The organism is Pedosphaera parvula Ellin514 (assembly GCF_000172555.1).
Lineage (GTDB): Bacteria > Verrucomicrobiota > Verrucomicrobiia > Limisphaerales > Pedosphaeraceae > Pedosphaera.
The window spans coordinates 1-14,028 of sequence record NZ_ABOX02000086.1 but is presented as its reverse complement, the minus strand read 5'-3'; the positions used below and the strand labels follow the sequence as shown (position 1 = coordinate 14,028).

Below are 14,028 nucleotides of genomic sequence, written 5' to 3'. Positions count from 1 at the left end.
TCTTCTTTTCCGACATCAAATGCATGCCCTAACGCGCGACCAGAAACCCCTTTACGCAGGCAATGACCAGTGCAATCGCCACTGTCAGCGCAACACTATCAATGTGCCAGGTTGAGGCCCATACAGTAACGATTGTGCCGACAATCAGGGAGTAGAATACGAATAGGTATTTCTTAACGTGCTGTTGAATTGCATCATGGCTGTGATGATCGCTCATAGTATTCTTCAAATGGTTAGAGGAGATAAAGAACAGGAAATAGGAATATCCAGACCAGATCGACGAAATGCCAAAACAGGCCGGAAACCTCGACTCGGTTGGTAAAACGCTCTGGATCTGTCTTCCACATCTTGGATCCAGGACCCCAAATGAAACCGATCACCAAAGCGCCACCAATGACGTGCAAGGCATGCAGACCCGTCAACGTGAAATAGATGGCCATGTAGGTGCTGTGCCAGGGACCATAGTTTTCCATGTACTTCACATCAGATTTCTTGATCTTAATTTCTTCGTGTTTAATCTCACGTTCCTGCCAGGCGTGAGTTACTTTTGCTTCTTCTTCCCGGGTAATGAAGTGACCATGAATCACCATTTCCTCTTTGCCATTTTCCACCATGTGGCCGTCCACGACACGTCCGTCATTCAACTGCACTTCATAGTGAGAGAACTTGTCATGATATTCGTAGGACTTGATACCAAGGAACATCAGCGAGCAAATCAACGTGATCGCCTGAAACATTTTGAATTTCGCAAAATTCTTCAACTTCAACGAAGCCCAAGCCATGACCACCGTGATGCTGGAGCAAATCAGGACGATCGTGTTGATGGTGCCCAGGCGCACATCCAGCAACCCGTGCGGCCAGGTGCCCGGATCAGCGCCAACCCGCAACAAAATGTAGGTTGAGAATAACGCGCCGAACAACATCACTTCAGACGCCAGGAACAACCAGATTCCTACCTTCGCATTATAGAGCCCCGTATCGGGACGAGCCTCTGCTGTGTATGGGATTTCCATGAATCAGTAATTCTATTATCGGTTAAGCTTCGGTTTGCGGAGTGAAATCAGTTTTGGCACCAGGCACACTGTACTCATATGGCCCACGATGAACCGAGATAGGCTTTGCAAAATTGCCATGAGGAGGGGGAGTTGGCGTTTGCCATTCCAACGTTGTTGCCTGCCAGGGATTATCCGATGTGACTCGCTTGCCCTTCTTCATGCTCCAGAAAAAGTTGAAGATGAAGGGCAGTTGCGCCAGCGCCAGACACCAGGCGGCAATGGATACCGTCACGTTCATTTTTAGAACACTTTCAGGGAGCGAAGCCCCCAGAGTGGTGGTTGCAGCCGAATAATTCGCGCCACCATCATGCATACGGCGCAACATACCGGCCATGCCTTGAGCAAACATCGGTTGGAACAACAAATTCATGAACAGGAAGGAACAGAAAAAGTGAATCTTGCCCAGAGTATCATTCATGAACCGGCCAGTTGCCTTGGGATACCAATAATAGATACCTGCAAACAGACCGAAGATGGTCCCTGGAGCCACGACGTAGTGGAAGTGAGCGATCACGTAATAGGTATCGTGCAAATGAATATCGCTAAAGTTGAATCCCAGTGGCAATCCAGTCAGACCACCAATGCCGAACATCGGCAGAAATGCCAGCGCGAACAACATTGGAACATTGAAGCGGATCGAACCACCCCACAGAGAGAGGAAGATACAGGTCAAAATGATCACTGACGGAATCGAGATGATCATCGTGGTTGTCTGGAAGAAAGTACTGATCTTCGTGCCCATCCCCGTCATATACATATGATGAGCCCAAACGATGAAGGAGACGAAGCCGATTACCAGCGAGGAATAAACCAGTGACTTGTAACCCCAAATTGGCTTCCGCGTATTGTTCGCGATGATTTCCGTCACAATACCCATCGCCGGCAGAATCAAGACATACACTTCAGGATGTCCAAGGAACCAGAACAAATGCTGCCAGAGCAATGGACTCCCACCACCACTAACATGCCCAAGACTTCCAATTGCCAATCCGGTCGGCAGGAAGAAACTGGTGTGAGCCACCTTGTCCATCAATTGCATGATACCTGCAGCTTCCAGCGGGGGAAACGCCAACAGCAACAGAAAGCCCGTAACGAACTGCGCCCAAACGAAAAATGGCAACCGCATCCAAGTCATGCCCGGAGCGCGCAACTGAATAATGGTGGCCAGGAAGTTTACGGCCCCCAGCAACGAGGATGTGATCAACATCACCATGCCCACCAACCACCAGGTTTGTCCTTGAGTGGGAATTGCGGTAGCCAGCGGCGGATACGATGTCCAACCCGCCTGCGCTGCACCACCAGGAATAAAAAAGCTCACCAACATGATCACGCCACCCAGAAAATAAACCCAATAACTGGCCATGTTCAGACGAGGGAACGCCATATCGGGCGCGCCGATTTGAAGGGGAACGACGTAATTACCAAACGCAGCAAATGCCAATGGAACGACACCTAAAAAGATCATGATCGTGCCGTGCATGGCGCCGAAGGAGTTGTAAAGGTCAGGCGTCATGGCGTACCCCATGAGCACATTGTCCTTCATTACCGCACCCGCAGCATCACCAAGCACTTTGTGAAGAAGCGCGCCAACTAATGGGAGTGGTTGGCCCGGATACGCAATGGACCAGCGCATCATCATCATCAAGGAAAATCCCAGGAACAGGAAGATCAACGAGGTGATGCCGTATTGGATCCCAATGACTTTGTGGTCAGTGGAAAAAACGTACTTCTGCCAAAAACCCAGTTCATGATGATGCTCATCATGATGAACTGCAGCATGGGCGGAAGAGGGAGCGTGACTGGATGCCTGCATACTCATTATTATGATTACTTGTTCAACAAATACCCAAGTATTAACATTACTTACTTAACAAAAATCTAAGACCGCTAAATTAGCCAGTACTGTTTCCAAGGTCAACGGAAGAAAACACGTATTAGGTTATTTAATTTTATCAAAAACCATCAGCCCTAATAGCAAGGGCAGATAAAGAATCGAAAGAAAGAACAACTGTCGAGCCCGCGGCACTGTTAACTGTCGTGAAAACTGAATGGCATACCACAAATAAGCCAGCCCCAGCACGAAGGCTCCGAATAAATAAATCGGACCCGCCAGATGCAAAACAAAAGGAGCCAGACTCACCGGGAGTAATCCCAATGCGTTGCTAACGGCTTGCCGCCCCGTGCGCTCACCACTCACATCAACCACCGGCAACATCATGAATCCGGCATGTGCATACTGCTCGCGATAAATCCACGCGATCGCAAAGAAATGCGGTAGTTGCCAGAAGAAAAGAATCGCAAATAACGACCAGCCACCCAACGTAACTTCATCGCGCGCCGCTGTCCACCCCATCAATGGTGGCAATGCTCCCGGAATGGCTCCAATGACGGTATTCAGGGTCGTTTTACGTTTGAGAGGCGTGTAAACAAACAGATAACTTCCCAAGGTAATCGCCCCCAAGACGCTGGTAAGAAGATTAACCATCAGCGCCAGATAAATCAGCCCCAAGCCCCCACATGCTGCTCCCAGCAAGAGAACCGTCCTCGGCTTCATACGACCGGACGGCAACGGGCGATCCTCAGTTCGACGCATCTTTGAGTCGTGTTCACGCTCCAGCAATTGGTTCAAGGCGGCCGCGCCACTTGCCACCAAAGCGGTTCCAAGCATCGTATGCAGCAAAAGTAAAAAGTTCAGGCTTCCGCGGAATCCAATATAGAATCCAACAAAGGTGGTCACCAAAACCAAAAACGTAAGCCGCAGCTTGATCAGGTCGGAAAATACCGCCCAACGCGTCTTTTCTGCGGACGTCGTCGTTGCTGCCATGGGCTGAGCAGTGGCTTTCATTTCGTAACTACTTCTACTTTGTTCATTTGGCACTGGCGGCTTTGCTGGATACGAAAGCAGAACCTGCAGGTTCTGCCACCGTTTTAGTTGCCGCACGGGCGGGAATTAAAAGCCGGAATGAGACAATGGTCAACATCGTGCCGGTTACCAATGAAAGGGCACCCACAAGCACATGCGTGGTGGCCACATCTGCAGCTTTATTAGACCAGATGGTGTATGCACCAAGAAAAATCTGCACACAAATTAACCCGATCCAACTCAGGCTAAGTTTTGAAAGTGGATTCTTCGATCCTACCTGCCGGCGTGCACTCCAGGCTGAAAAAGCAACCGCAGCAAAAATCAAAAGCGCCAGGATGCGATGCACCATCTGCAAGCCAATCTGAAAAGCCGTGATGGGATTGACCGCGTTTACTTCTTCTCGCTGCTGGTTATAGGAAGCAACCGAAGCGGGGTCCATCGCCGGCCAAAGCTTATGATAAGCCAGCGGAAAGTCAGGAATTGACAACCCGGCATGCTGATGGCGCATGGTCGCACCAATCACCAATTGAACGAAAATTAAGCAAGTCCCAAACAGGAACAATCGCCGCAATCCCCCATGATCCACTTCGGCCGTGATCCTGTCCTGCAGCGTGCTCCACCACCGGCTCGTGAGAAGGGCGATGGCGCAAACCAAAACAAAAAAGGCTTGGGCAAGCGCGGCATGAAAAATCCCAATCTCGTTTTTATAAAGCACTACCCGCAGGCCACCCAACACTCCCTGCAAAACCACCGCAAGCCAGGCAATGACTCCCAGCCACCTCAGCCAGCGGCGTGATTCCTTCACCCAGAGCCAAATGGTTAGAATTGAGGTGAGAAAACCAACTCCCGACGCCACCAACCGATGGCTGTGCTCGTAAAAAATACCTCCCGCCCACTTCGATATCGGGAAGGCAAACATGTTATAGCCGTAAGTCGTGGGCCAATCAGGCACCGCCATGCCCGCTCCATGACTGGTGACCAAACCACCAATGCAAATTAATACCAGCGTCGCAAAAGCAGTGAAAACCGCGAAGCGATTCAACCAGGGATTATTTACTGAACGAGCCATGCTTTTAACTGGGAATTAAAGGGAAAAATAAGCCGCTGCAGCCAACGTGCCGCAGCGGCTTTGGCAATGCAAGAGTGACTATTTGGCTTCTTTAACTTCGAGAGTGAAATCAGCTTTCGCGCCACTATCTTTCACTTCGATTTCCTGCTCAACTTTGCCAGCCTTACGATGGGAGGCTTCAATCTTGTACTTGCCTGGGGGCAAATTGGAGATCTTGAAGTTGCCATCTTTGTCCGTCACGGCGAAGTACGGGCTATCAACCACAGTCACATAACCGAACATCCAGGGATGAACATCGCACTTGAAGCGCAGGAAGTCTTCAGCCGTGGGAAATACGAAAGTGAGGTCAGGTCCGGCAGGCATTTGAGCCTTGTTGGTTTCCTTGTTGCCGCTGGCCGTCGGAGTCGGATGCACGTTGTGCAAAACTGGATCCGAGTTCTTGATCAGAATCTTTTGATTAGTTTGAACCGCGAGGATGTAAGGAACGTATTCGCAACCTTTTTGATCGATTACTGCAGGAGCAGCGGATTCACCGGTAGATTTGCCGGTCACGTTAACAATCTTGACAATCGCGTCTCTCAAACCTCCGTTCGCTCCGACCACATAAAACTGTGTCATTACCGGGCCGCTGTGCAACTTGCCACAATTCGGATCATTGGTAACCGCCGTATTTTCCTTCTCAGGAGGAGGAGTGCCCTTGAGGGTAACTGTTCCAGTGACATCAGCTGCGGAAGCAGCGCTTAAACCAGCTAAAAGTGTAGGGAGGATTAGAAACCGAGGGTTCATTTTCATAGATAATTGTCGTACTCCAACGGGGGTGCAAAATAACATCCGCTTATTTTCGTCGCTCTAGCGAGGTGTGAAACTTTTCACAAGCTCCGCTTTCCACCCATTCGACTTGTGCCCAGTCATTCCTATTCATCAGCAGAAACAAACTCAATATAAACGACAAGCTATTATCCGTGAATGACTTGCAGTGGATTGAATCAACCTGCAAAATTAGCTAAAGCGAGCCGGATAGATTCAACTTTTGTATCACTCGCGCCATCTCCAAAGCAGTCTGCGCTGCTTCCGTGCCGCGATTGAATTCCTTGCCCAAACACCGTTCCTTTGCTTGTTGCTCATTCTCCAGCAGCAGCACTTCATGAATTACAGGTATCTCATGTTGAAGCTGAATTTGCATCAACGCATTACTCACGGCACTTCCAATATGCTCAGCATGCGTTGTTGCGCCTCGCAAAATAACGCCGAGGCAGATGATGGCTGACAGCGAAGGCAATTGGGTTCTCGCCAATTTGGTTGCCACCACCGGAATCTCGTAGGCTCCGGGCACGCGAATGATTTCAACCGATTCTGCCTTCGCTTTTTTCAATTCAGCTTGCGCAGCCCGCAACATCGCGTCGACATATTTGGCGTTATATGTGGAAGCGACAATGGCAAACCTTCCGCCTGTGGCGGTTGTCGTTTTTATCTTCGATGCTTTTAACATTTGATTAAAATTTTAAAGTAAATGCCCAAGCTTCTCCCGCTTGGTTTTCAAATATTTCGCATTATGGGGATTGGGCCGGATTTTGATCGGAACCTGTTCCACAATTTCCATTCCGTAACCTTCCAAACCCACAACCTTTTTGGGATTATTCGTCAAAAGCCGAATGTTCTTGATGCCCAGGTCCGCCAAAATCTGCGCACCCAATCCGTATTCGCGCAAATCCATGCCATAACCCAATTGCTTGTTGGCTTCCACAGTGTCATAGCCCTGTTCCTGCAGCTTATATGCCTTGATCTTCGGTCCCAGTCCGATGCCCCGGCCTTCCTGGCGCATATACACCACCACTCCCCTGCCCGATTCCGCCACCATGCGCATGGCCTGTTGCAACTGCGGTCCGCAATCGCACCGGCGCGAACCAAATACATCGCCGGTCAGACATTCGCTGTGCACGCGCACCAACACTTTCTTCTGCCCGGCTACATCACCGCGAACGAGGGCCAGGTGATGCTGATCATCCACTTTCGACCGGTATAGATACAGATCGAACTCACCATAATCCGTCGGCATCTTCACCACTTCAACTCGCTCAATCAGCTTCTCCCGGCTGCGACGATGCTTGATCAATTCCTCGATAGTGCAAATCTTCAGCTTATGTTTCCTGGCAAATTTGATGAGTTGCGGCAACCGCGCCATGGTGCCGTCATCATTCATGATCTCGCAGAGCACGCCGATAGGCCTGCACCCGGCCAACACCGCCAGATCCACCACGGCTTCGGTATGACCGGAACGTTGCAACACTCCGCCCGGCTTTGCTCGCAAGGGAAATATATGACCAGGCTGCACCAGGTCATTGGGAACTGCCGTCGGGTCCGCCATGATATTGATGGTTCGGGCCCGGTCTGCGGCACTGATTCCGGTGGTAATCCCTTCCGCCGCATCCACACTTACCTGGAAGTCAGTTTTAAAACTTTCGCGATTGCGGACCACCATCTCTTCAATCCCCAATTGCTTCAACCGTTCCGAAGTGGTGGGCACACAAATCAATCCGCGCCCGAAGCGTGCCATGAAATTGATGGCCTGAGGCGTCGCAAACTCTCCCGCCATGATCAAATCGCCTTCGTTTTCACGGTCTTCATCATCCACCACAATGGCCATTTTGCCTTTGCGCAAATCGCCGAGGACGGATTCGATCGAATTAAGCCAGTTTTTCATAACCGGGAACAAACTAGCCGTCCTGACCGCAATTTCCAGTAACAAATGCTTTTTAAACGCATTGCTGAAATGCGGCGACCCCGGGACTCACCTTCTCTACTTTGCTTTGACCTTGGAACAGCTATAGTGGCAACCGTGCGCAAACAGAAAATTGCCTCTTTGCATGAATTGACTGAAGGCAAAACCATAAAGTTTGAATTTGCTCTCAAAGGAAAGCCCACCGAAGGCTTTGTTGTTTGTTTTCAAGGCCAGTTGGTCGCCTACGAAAACCGTTGCCGCCACCTGCCCTTATCGCTCGATTACGATGACGGCCGCTTCTTTTCACGGGATGGCAAAAGCTTCGTCTGCCAGACCCACAATGCAATTTACGAACCGCTCACGGGCCTTTGCGTCCGGGGCCCTTGTGAAGGCGCCAGCCTGAAAGCCCTGAAGATTGAAGTCGTCGATGGCGAAGTTTGGCTGGTCGGCTGAGCTTCTCAATTTCGCCGTTCAACTCAAAGCGCCACCGTCACCCAATCAGGGGAATTGCTTCATCCACCAGCATGATCGGGATGTTGTGGCGTATCGGATAAAGATACCTTCCATCCGCTCGCACCAATCCGCCCTCTATAACTTCTCGAATCACCTGACCTCGGCGATTTCGCAAGGCTCCTGTAAAAATCTGCTGATTGATTTTTTCAATCACTGCCGCCTCGGCAACTTTGATATCCTGATAAGTTTCAGGACAACACAATATCCTTAATAATTCCGGATCCACCACGCTGCTTTGCCCTGCCCTCTCCTCAATCCCCAACCTCAATTTTGTCAAACGCTTTAACTCTCGGAGCCCGGGAAATTCCTGATTCTCCACCGTTCCAACCACGGCCCCGTTTCTCAGCCACACCAGTCCACCCGTATAGCCATTCTCCTGGTCCAGATTAACTGCGTTTTCTCCAATCCACTTCCAGGTGTCCGGATGTTCGTCGGGTTCAAGCCAATAAATCTCGAAAGCAGATTCTCCGTTGGCCCAGTCACTTTCCTTTTCCCACTCCTCAAGGTTCCAGAGAACGTAACGGGAGGAACTCGACCATTCGAAATGAACGAAAAGCAGGACCTTATCTGCTTTCAAAACCGCCTTCAGTTCCGCAGATGAATTGATCTGTTTCATGACCGACACCGTCTTCCTTATATTTGGGCGTGCTTAAGTGCCGCCTCATAGACCTGCTTTAGCGAAATTCCCTGCTCCTCTGCAAGCTTTTTGCACGACTCATATTCCGGGGCGGCCTGGACCACCTTGCCATTCAGTTTGCCAAGCTTCACTGTCACCTCGCCATAAGTGGTCTTTACGGTAACAAATTCACGCCGCAATTTACGACGTTCAGCGATGGAACGGCGCACTCCAAATGCACTGGTTTCCCGCAACATCAACTCCGCAAACCTATCCGCCTCCGTTGCCGCACACAAAATCGTCAGCAACACCCCCGGCCGGTTCTTCTTCATCTGGATCGGCGTATGAAAAACATCCAGCGCACCGGCCGAAAATGCCTTCTCCACAAAATGCCCCAACAATTCGGCATTAATGTCATCCAGATTCGTCTCCAGCACGGCAATCGTATCCGTCTCCCAATCGTTCACGCTTGCAGCTTCCGTCGATGATTGCCCCAGAATGGCACGCAACACATTGGGACGGGTCTTGTTGTCCCGAGTACCCAGCCCAAACCCAACTTTCTCTGCCACCAATCCTTGCATCGGGCCAAAACTTTCAGCGAACTCGGCCAACATCGCCGCGCCGGTCGGAGTCACGAGTTCCTGCGGTTCTTCGCATTGGGTTACTCCAATCCCGCGCGCTCCCAAGATCTGCAACGTCGCCGGCGCCGGAATCGGAAACCTCCCATGCGCACAATTAATCCAGCCAAATCCTTCCACCACCGTTCCTGCCAACACTCTCGGTTTGCCCAACATTTCCAATGCAATGCAACCTCCGACAATATCCACAATGGAATCCACCGCGCCGACTTCATGAAAATGCACCTGCTCCGGTGGCAAACCATGTATCTTCCCTTCAGCGACTGCAATCCGCTGAAAAACGGCAATCGTCTTCTCCTTCACCCAATCCGACAATTCACTGTGCCGGACCAATTCCTTGATCTGCGCAAAATTCCGGCTGTGCTCGTGCGATGCTCATGATGTCGTCGTGGGCATGCTCGTGATCATGCGAGTGGGAATGCTCATGCCCCTCCTCGTGTTCATGATGATGGTGACCAGGCTCCTCTTCATGCGAGTGAACATGCTCATGCTCTCCGTGCTGATGCCCATGCTCGTCGGAGCGAGTATGAGAATGCGAGTGTGTGTGTGTCACTCCGCCACTGTGGGAATGCTCGTGTTCGTGCTTATGGTCATGGCCGTGGCCGTGGCCATGCTCATGACTCAAGTGCACATCGAATTTGACCCCATCAATGTTGGCTTTCTGCCCCCGCCGGACATGAAGATGATATCCATCAAGACCCAGTTTCTCCAATTCATGCTCCAACCGATGCTCATCCACACCCAGATCGATCAACGCACCGATCAACATGTCGCCACTGATGCCGCTGAAAATGTCCAGATACAAAGTTTTCATATGTGTCCGCCCGAACAACCACCGCAACTCGGTTCAAATCTTAGACCACCGACTTCATATTTTGTTCCACTAAAGCGTTGATCTGGCTCGCCGCATAGCCGGCGCCAAAACCGTTGTCAATATTTACGACCGTTACTCCACTGCCACAACTATTGAGCATTCCCAGCAGCGCCGCCAGACCGCCAAAACTGGCGCCATAACCCACGCTCGTTGGCACGGCAATAACTGGCTTGGAAACCATGCCGGCAACCACGCTCGGCAATGCCCCTTCCATCCCGGCCACCACAATAATGACGTTTGCGCTCTGAATTAATTCGAGGCGGCCAAACAACCGGTGCAACCCCGCCACCCCCACGTCCGGAATACGATCCACCGTATTCCCCATGATTTCAGCCGTCACCGCCGCTTCCTCCGCCACCGGCAAATCACTGGTGCCAGCGCAAACGACAGCGATTGTTCCAGGCCGCTTGGTATGCGGGCTCTTCTCGAGGGTCACGCAGCGCGCCACGGAATGATGAATCGCCTTCTTGAATTTTTTCCGCAAAGCCCGCGCATGTTCTTCCTGAATTCGCGTGACCAACACGCGTTCTTCGCTTTCCAAAATCTTCGTCGCAATCCCGACCACCTGCTCTGGCGTTTTGCCAGCACCAAAAATGACCTCGGGAAATCCCTTCCTCAGCGCTCGATGCATATCCACCTGCGCAAAACCCAAATCCACCGAAGGCGCCGCCTGGAAAGCGTGCAACACCTTTTCGCGACTGACTCCTCCCGCGCGAAACTTCTCCAGCAGTTTGATGGCTTCAATTGTTGTCACGCTTTAATATTGCCACTGAGTCCTTCCCCGGTCACTAGCGAAAACTAACTTGGCAGCTAATGTTTTTAATGATGTCGGTAAAGTCGATGGCGGTTGGCCCACAGGTACCAAACGATAAAAATGTTCAGGATCAGGATGCTAAAAATGATCCAGGAAAAATGTAGCTGATGCATCAATTCCCTCACTTCGATCGGAATGAAAAAAGCCGATTCCCCAATCGCCAGCCAACCCGCCCAACTCGCGCGAAAGACCAGTCCGATGCCTTCCACGAGCGAGAACAAGCTGTAAATAAAAGTCCCGCGCGCAACCCAGAGCAGGTTGGTGGGTGTGATGTCGCTCAGCTTGTTTGCCAATGTTGAAAAGAACTGTTTCTCCGGATCCAGATGCAGGAACTGCAGCAGGCTCCGAAACTCCTCCGGCAGGTTGTTGTCGGAAAGACTGTACACACCCAGTGCCACCAAGAGGAGAAGTAACCCCTTCAACAACTTGAACCCGATAATAAAGTAGAGCACCGGGGCTCGCTTTTTTATCGGCTGTTCCTTCAGCTTCTGCTCAGCCTGTGCCATTTATCGAACCCTCTGCAACAGCATAGGCAACAACTCGTCAATCTTCACACGGGTCTGCTGCATTGTATCCCGATCGCGCAAAGTCACGGTGTTCAGCAACTCCGGCTTCTCTCCCAGCGTATCAAAATCGATGGTCACACAGAACGGCGTGCCCGCTTCGTCCTGACGACGATACCGGCGCCCAATCGCTCCACCATCATCATAAAACGCGTTCATTTCACGACGCAGCAATTCAAATACTTCCCGCGACTTCGCCACCAACTCCGGCTTGTTCTTCAGCAGTGGCAAAACTGCCACCTTAATTGGCGCAACCCGTGGATGGAACCTCATCACCACGCGCGTCTCCGCCTTGCCCTTATCATCAGTGACTTCTTCCTCAGCATACGCATTGCTGATCAACGCGAGGATCAATCGGTCCACACCCGCCGACGGCTCAATCACGTGCGGGATATACTGTCCCTTCGCCAAACCTTCAGCATCTTCCTTGGCTTTCTTCGCTGCCTTCTCCGAATCCATGCCGGTTTTGGTCAAATACCTCGCCCGCGCCTCGTAGTAGCGCTTGGTCAACTCCTGCTTCTTGACGTCGTCCAACTTCGCCCAGGCCGCGCGCAAATCATCATCAAACACTCCCATCGGCTTGCGCGAAAAACGTTCATGCTGGCTCAAATCAAAATCACTTCGCGCCGCAATCCCTTCCAATTCCTGCGTGCCGAACGGGAACTTGAACAGCAAATCCACCGTCGCCCGCGCGTAATGCGCCAGTTCCTCCGGCTTCTGCCAATACTCTTCCAACGTCGTGCGTGGCAAACCAATGTTGTCGTAAAACTTAATCCGCTCTTCTACCCAATATTGATGCCACATCTGCCAACCCCAGTTCGACTGTGGCTCGCCCGGATGCCCCTTCGTCTCCGGTTTCGCCACGGTGCCACTAATCGCCTCGATGGCTTCATCCGGCTTGATAAAAAATTCCAATTCCATCTGCTCGAACTCACGCGAGCGGAAGGTAAAATTACGCGGCGTCACTTCATTGCGAAAAGCCTTGCCCACCTGCGCAATCCCAAACGGCACCTTCTGACGCGACGTCTCCAGCACATTCTTGAACTGCGCAAAAATCGCCTGCGCCGTCTCCGGACGCAGATAAGCGACATTCTCCTCGCTCTCCACTGGCCCCACGTAGGTCTTGAACATCAAATTGAAAGGACGCGCTTCACTGAGCATCACGTTGCTCTCAGGATGAAAATCGACGGAATTCTCCACCGCTGATGTTGCTTCACCGATCAATTCAATCCCGGCCAGGTCCTTCATCCCAGCATCAATAGACCCCAAAGCATAAAATTCCTTCGCCTTCTTGCGCGCACTCTCCGGGTGTTCCCCCTTCTTCAACAAAAATGCAAATGCCTTCTCAACCGTAAATCCCGTCGCCTTCGCCTTGGCCCCAGTAAACCGATAGACCACGCCCGACACCGGATCCACCTGGTCCGCTCGAACCCGCTTCCTCGTCATTGGACACTCCCGCATCATGTCCGCAAAAGTATCCACATGCCCCGACGCCCGCCAAATATCCGGCGACATGATGATCGTCGCTTCCAGCCCGACCACATCCTCCCGGAACCGCGTCATCGAGGTCCACCAGAGTTCTTTCACATTCCGTTTCAACTCCGCGCCCAACGGACCGTAATCCCAAAAACCATTGATGCCCCCGTAGATCTCGGAGGACTGAAACACGAATCCCCTGCGCTTGCAGAGCGATACAATCTTTTCCATCAATTCATTGGTCTTTGGTTCGGCCATAAGAACAGGCAGTTTTCTTTAACGAAAGCCTCATGTCAAGGGAACGGAACAACACCCCGCCACCTTCATTTCATCCTTCGATGATAAGATTTTGATTGAACCAGCCATCTAACACCTTTCCATAAAAAATTTTCTACCGTTATCTGGCGTTATCCACCGTTATCCACCGTTATGTGGCGTTAGACCCATCCATTCGAAAATCGAAACTCGCCATTCGAAATTTCCTGGGCCTTCCGATACCTTCCGTTGGCTTCCGTTGGCTTCCGTTGGCTTCCGATACCTACCGAACTCATTACCTCCACTACCTGCAGAACATGCTCGCCAGCAACGAACCATGCGCGTTGAGACCAACTGGCCCAATCCAAACCTGACGCGCATCTCCAATGCTTTTATTTTATACATTTCCGCAATTTCCTCTGAGTGTGCATTCATCATTCCTTTCCAACTTTTTCAATCCGAGATAACCCGAGTTAGGGCGAGATAGCGCGAGATAACCCGAGATAACCCGAGATAACCCGACTTTCCTTTTAAGGCCACGCGGGGTGAAGTGGCAAACTCGCACGGGACTGC

15 protein-coding genes are annotated in these 14,028 nt (G+C 51.3%); 1 reads left to right on the top strand and 14 read right to left on the bottom strand.

Annotated features, from left to right (window positions below):
- Positions 1 to 28: 28 nt before the first annotated feature.
- The 8 genes from CFLAV_RS30860 to CFLAV_RS30825 all read right to left on the bottom strand — a co-directional run bounded on the left by CFLAV_RS30860 (position 29) and on the right by CFLAV_RS30825 (position 7,688).
- Entirely contained in the window at positions 29 to 217 is a 189-nt protein-coding gene (locus CFLAV_RS30860; RefSeq protein WP_007418873.1) for a hypothetical protein, read from the bottom strand.
- Positions 218 to 233: 16 nt separating this feature from the next.
- A complete protein-coding gene (locus CFLAV_RS30855) occupies positions 234 to 1,013 on the bottom strand; it encodes a cytochrome c oxidase subunit 3 (protein WP_007418872.1) in 780 nt (259 codons plus the stop codon).
- A gap of 22 nt (positions 1,014 to 1,035) precedes the next feature.
- Positions 1,036 to 2,874 (bottom strand): cytochrome c oxidase subunit I, encoded by a 1,839-nt coding sequence (locus tag CFLAV_RS30850; RefSeq protein WP_007418871.1) that lies wholly within the window; start codon positions 2,872 to 2,874, stop codon positions 1,036 to 1,038.
- 120 nt (positions 2,875 to 2,994) lie between these two features.
- Entirely contained in the window at positions 2,995 to 3,900 is a 906-nt protein-coding gene (gene cyoE, locus CFLAV_RS30845; RefSeq protein WP_007418870.1) for a heme o synthase, read from the bottom strand.
- A gap of 22 nt (positions 3,901 to 3,922) precedes the next feature.
- Positions 3,923 to 4,987, bottom strand: a complete 1,065-nt coding sequence (locus tag CFLAV_RS30840) for a COX15/CtaA family protein (RefSeq protein ID WP_007418869.1) — start codon at positions 4,985 to 4,987, stop codon at positions 3,923 to 3,925.
- 78 nt (positions 4,988 to 5,065) lie between these two features.
- The gene (locus tag CFLAV_RS30835) at positions 5,066 to 5,779 is read right to left on the bottom strand and encodes a carboxypeptidase regulatory-like domain-containing protein (protein WP_007418868.1); all 714 of its coding nucleotides are present in this window, start codon (positions 5,777 to 5,779) and stop codon (positions 5,066 to 5,068) included.
- Between the two features lie 211 nt (positions 5,780 to 5,990).
- Positions 5,991 to 6,476, bottom strand: a complete 486-nt coding sequence (gene ribH, locus CFLAV_RS30830; protein ID WP_007418867.1) for a 6,7-dimethyl-8-ribityllumazine synthase — start codon at positions 6,474 to 6,476, stop codon at positions 5,991 to 5,993.
- 12 nt (positions 6,477 to 6,488) lie between these two features.
- Positions 6,489 to 7,688 carry a bifunctional 3,4-dihydroxy-2-butanone-4-phosphate synthase/GTP cyclohydrolase II gene (locus CFLAV_RS30825; protein WP_007418866.1) on the bottom strand — a complete coding sequence of 400 codons (1,200 nt, stop codon included), beginning with the start codon at positions 7,686 to 7,688 and terminating at the stop codon, positions 6,489 to 6,491.
- 135 nt (positions 7,689 to 7,823) lie between these two features.
- Between CFLAV_RS30825 and CFLAV_RS30820 the strand changes: the two genes are divergently transcribed.
- Positions 7,824 to 8,159, top strand: a complete 336-nt coding sequence (locus CFLAV_RS30820) for a Rieske (2Fe-2S) protein (protein WP_040550952.1) — start codon at positions 7,824 to 7,826, stop codon at positions 8,157 to 8,159.
- Positions 8,160 to 8,196: 37 nt separating this feature from the next.
- Here the strand turns inward: CFLAV_RS30820 and CFLAV_RS34500 are convergent, their stop codons facing one another.
- From CFLAV_RS34500 to CFLAV_RS30790, 6 genes are all read right to left on the bottom strand, one after another.
- The gene (locus CFLAV_RS34500) at positions 8,197 to 8,835 is read right to left on the bottom strand and encodes a Trm112 family protein (RefSeq protein WP_007418864.1); all 639 of its coding nucleotides are present in this window, start codon (positions 8,833 to 8,835) and stop codon (positions 8,197 to 8,199) included.
- Between the two features lie 17 nt (positions 8,836 to 8,852).
- Entirely contained in the window at positions 8,853 to 9,788 is a 936-nt protein-coding gene (gene larC / locus CFLAV_RS33755) for a nickel pincer cofactor biosynthesis protein LarC (protein WP_237712488.1), read from the bottom strand.
- 1 nt (position 9,789) lies between these two features.
- Positions 9,790 to 10,287, bottom strand: coding sequence for a nickel insertion protein (larC, locus tag CFLAV_RS34495; RefSeq protein WP_040550947.1), 498 nt, complete (start codon positions 10,285 to 10,287; stop codon positions 9,790 to 9,792).
- 40 nt (positions 10,288 to 10,327) lie between these two features.
- Positions 10,328 to 11,101, bottom strand: coding sequence for a nickel pincer cofactor biosynthesis protein LarB (larB, locus tag CFLAV_RS30800; RefSeq protein ID WP_007418861.1), 774 nt, complete (start codon positions 11,099 to 11,101; stop codon positions 10,328 to 10,330).
- Positions 11,102 to 11,166: 65 nt separating this feature from the next.
- Positions 11,167 to 11,667, bottom strand: coding sequence for a DUF2127 domain-containing protein (locus CFLAV_RS30795; protein WP_007418860.1), 501 nt, complete (start codon positions 11,665 to 11,667; stop codon positions 11,167 to 11,169).
- Complete coding sequence (locus tag CFLAV_RS30790; protein WP_007418859.1) at positions 11,668 to 13,458, bottom strand: glycine--tRNA ligase; 1,791 nt, start codon at positions 13,456 to 13,458, stop codon at positions 11,668 to 11,670.
- Positions 13,459 to 14,028: the final 570 nt, after the last annotated feature.

Coding starts and splice junctions, on each gene's coding strand:
- CFLAV_RS34500 (WP_007418864.1), bottom strand. CDS start 8,835: ATGAAACAGATCAATTCATCTGCGGAACTGAAGGCGGTTTTGAAAGCA.
- CFLAV_RS30835 (WP_007418868.1), bottom strand. CDS start 5,779: ATGAAAATGAACCCTCGGTTTCTAATCCTCCCTACACTTTTAGCTGGT.
- CFLAV_RS30850 (WP_007418871.1), bottom strand. CDS start 2,874: ATGAGTATGCAGGCATCCAGTCACGCTCCCTCTTCCGCCCATGCTGCA.
- CFLAV_RS30795 (WP_007418860.1), bottom strand. CDS start 11,667: ATGGCACAGGCTGAGCAGAAGCTGAAGGAACAGCCGATAAAAAAGCGA.
- ribH (WP_007418867.1), bottom strand. CDS start 6,476: ATGTTAAAAGCATCGAAGATAAAAACGACAACCGCCACAGGCGGAAGG.
- CFLAV_RS30840 (WP_007418869.1), bottom strand. CDS start 4,987: ATGGCTCGTTCAGTAAATAATCCCTGGTTGAATCGCTTCGCGGTTTTC.
- CFLAV_RS30860 (WP_007418873.1), bottom strand. CDS start 217: ATGAGCGATCATCACAGCCATGATGCAATTCAACAGCACGTTAAGAAA.
- CFLAV_RS30855 (WP_007418872.1), bottom strand. CDS start 1,013: ATGGAAATCCCATACACAGCAGAGGCTCGTCCCGATACGGGGCTCTAT.
- larC (WP_040550947.1), bottom strand. CDS start 10,287: ATGAAAACTTTGTATCTGGACATTTTCAGCGGCATCAGTGGCGACATG.
- CFLAV_RS30790 (WP_007418859.1), bottom strand. CDS start 13,458: ATGGCCGAACCAAAGACCAATGAATTGATGGAAAAGATTGTATCGCTC.
- CFLAV_RS30825 (WP_007418866.1), bottom strand. CDS start 7,688: ATGAAAAACTGGCTTAATTCGATCGAATCCGTCCTCGGCGATTTGCGC.
- cyoE (WP_007418870.1), bottom strand. CDS start 3,900: ATGAAAGCCACTGCTCAGCCCATGGCAGCAACGACGACGTCCGCAGAA.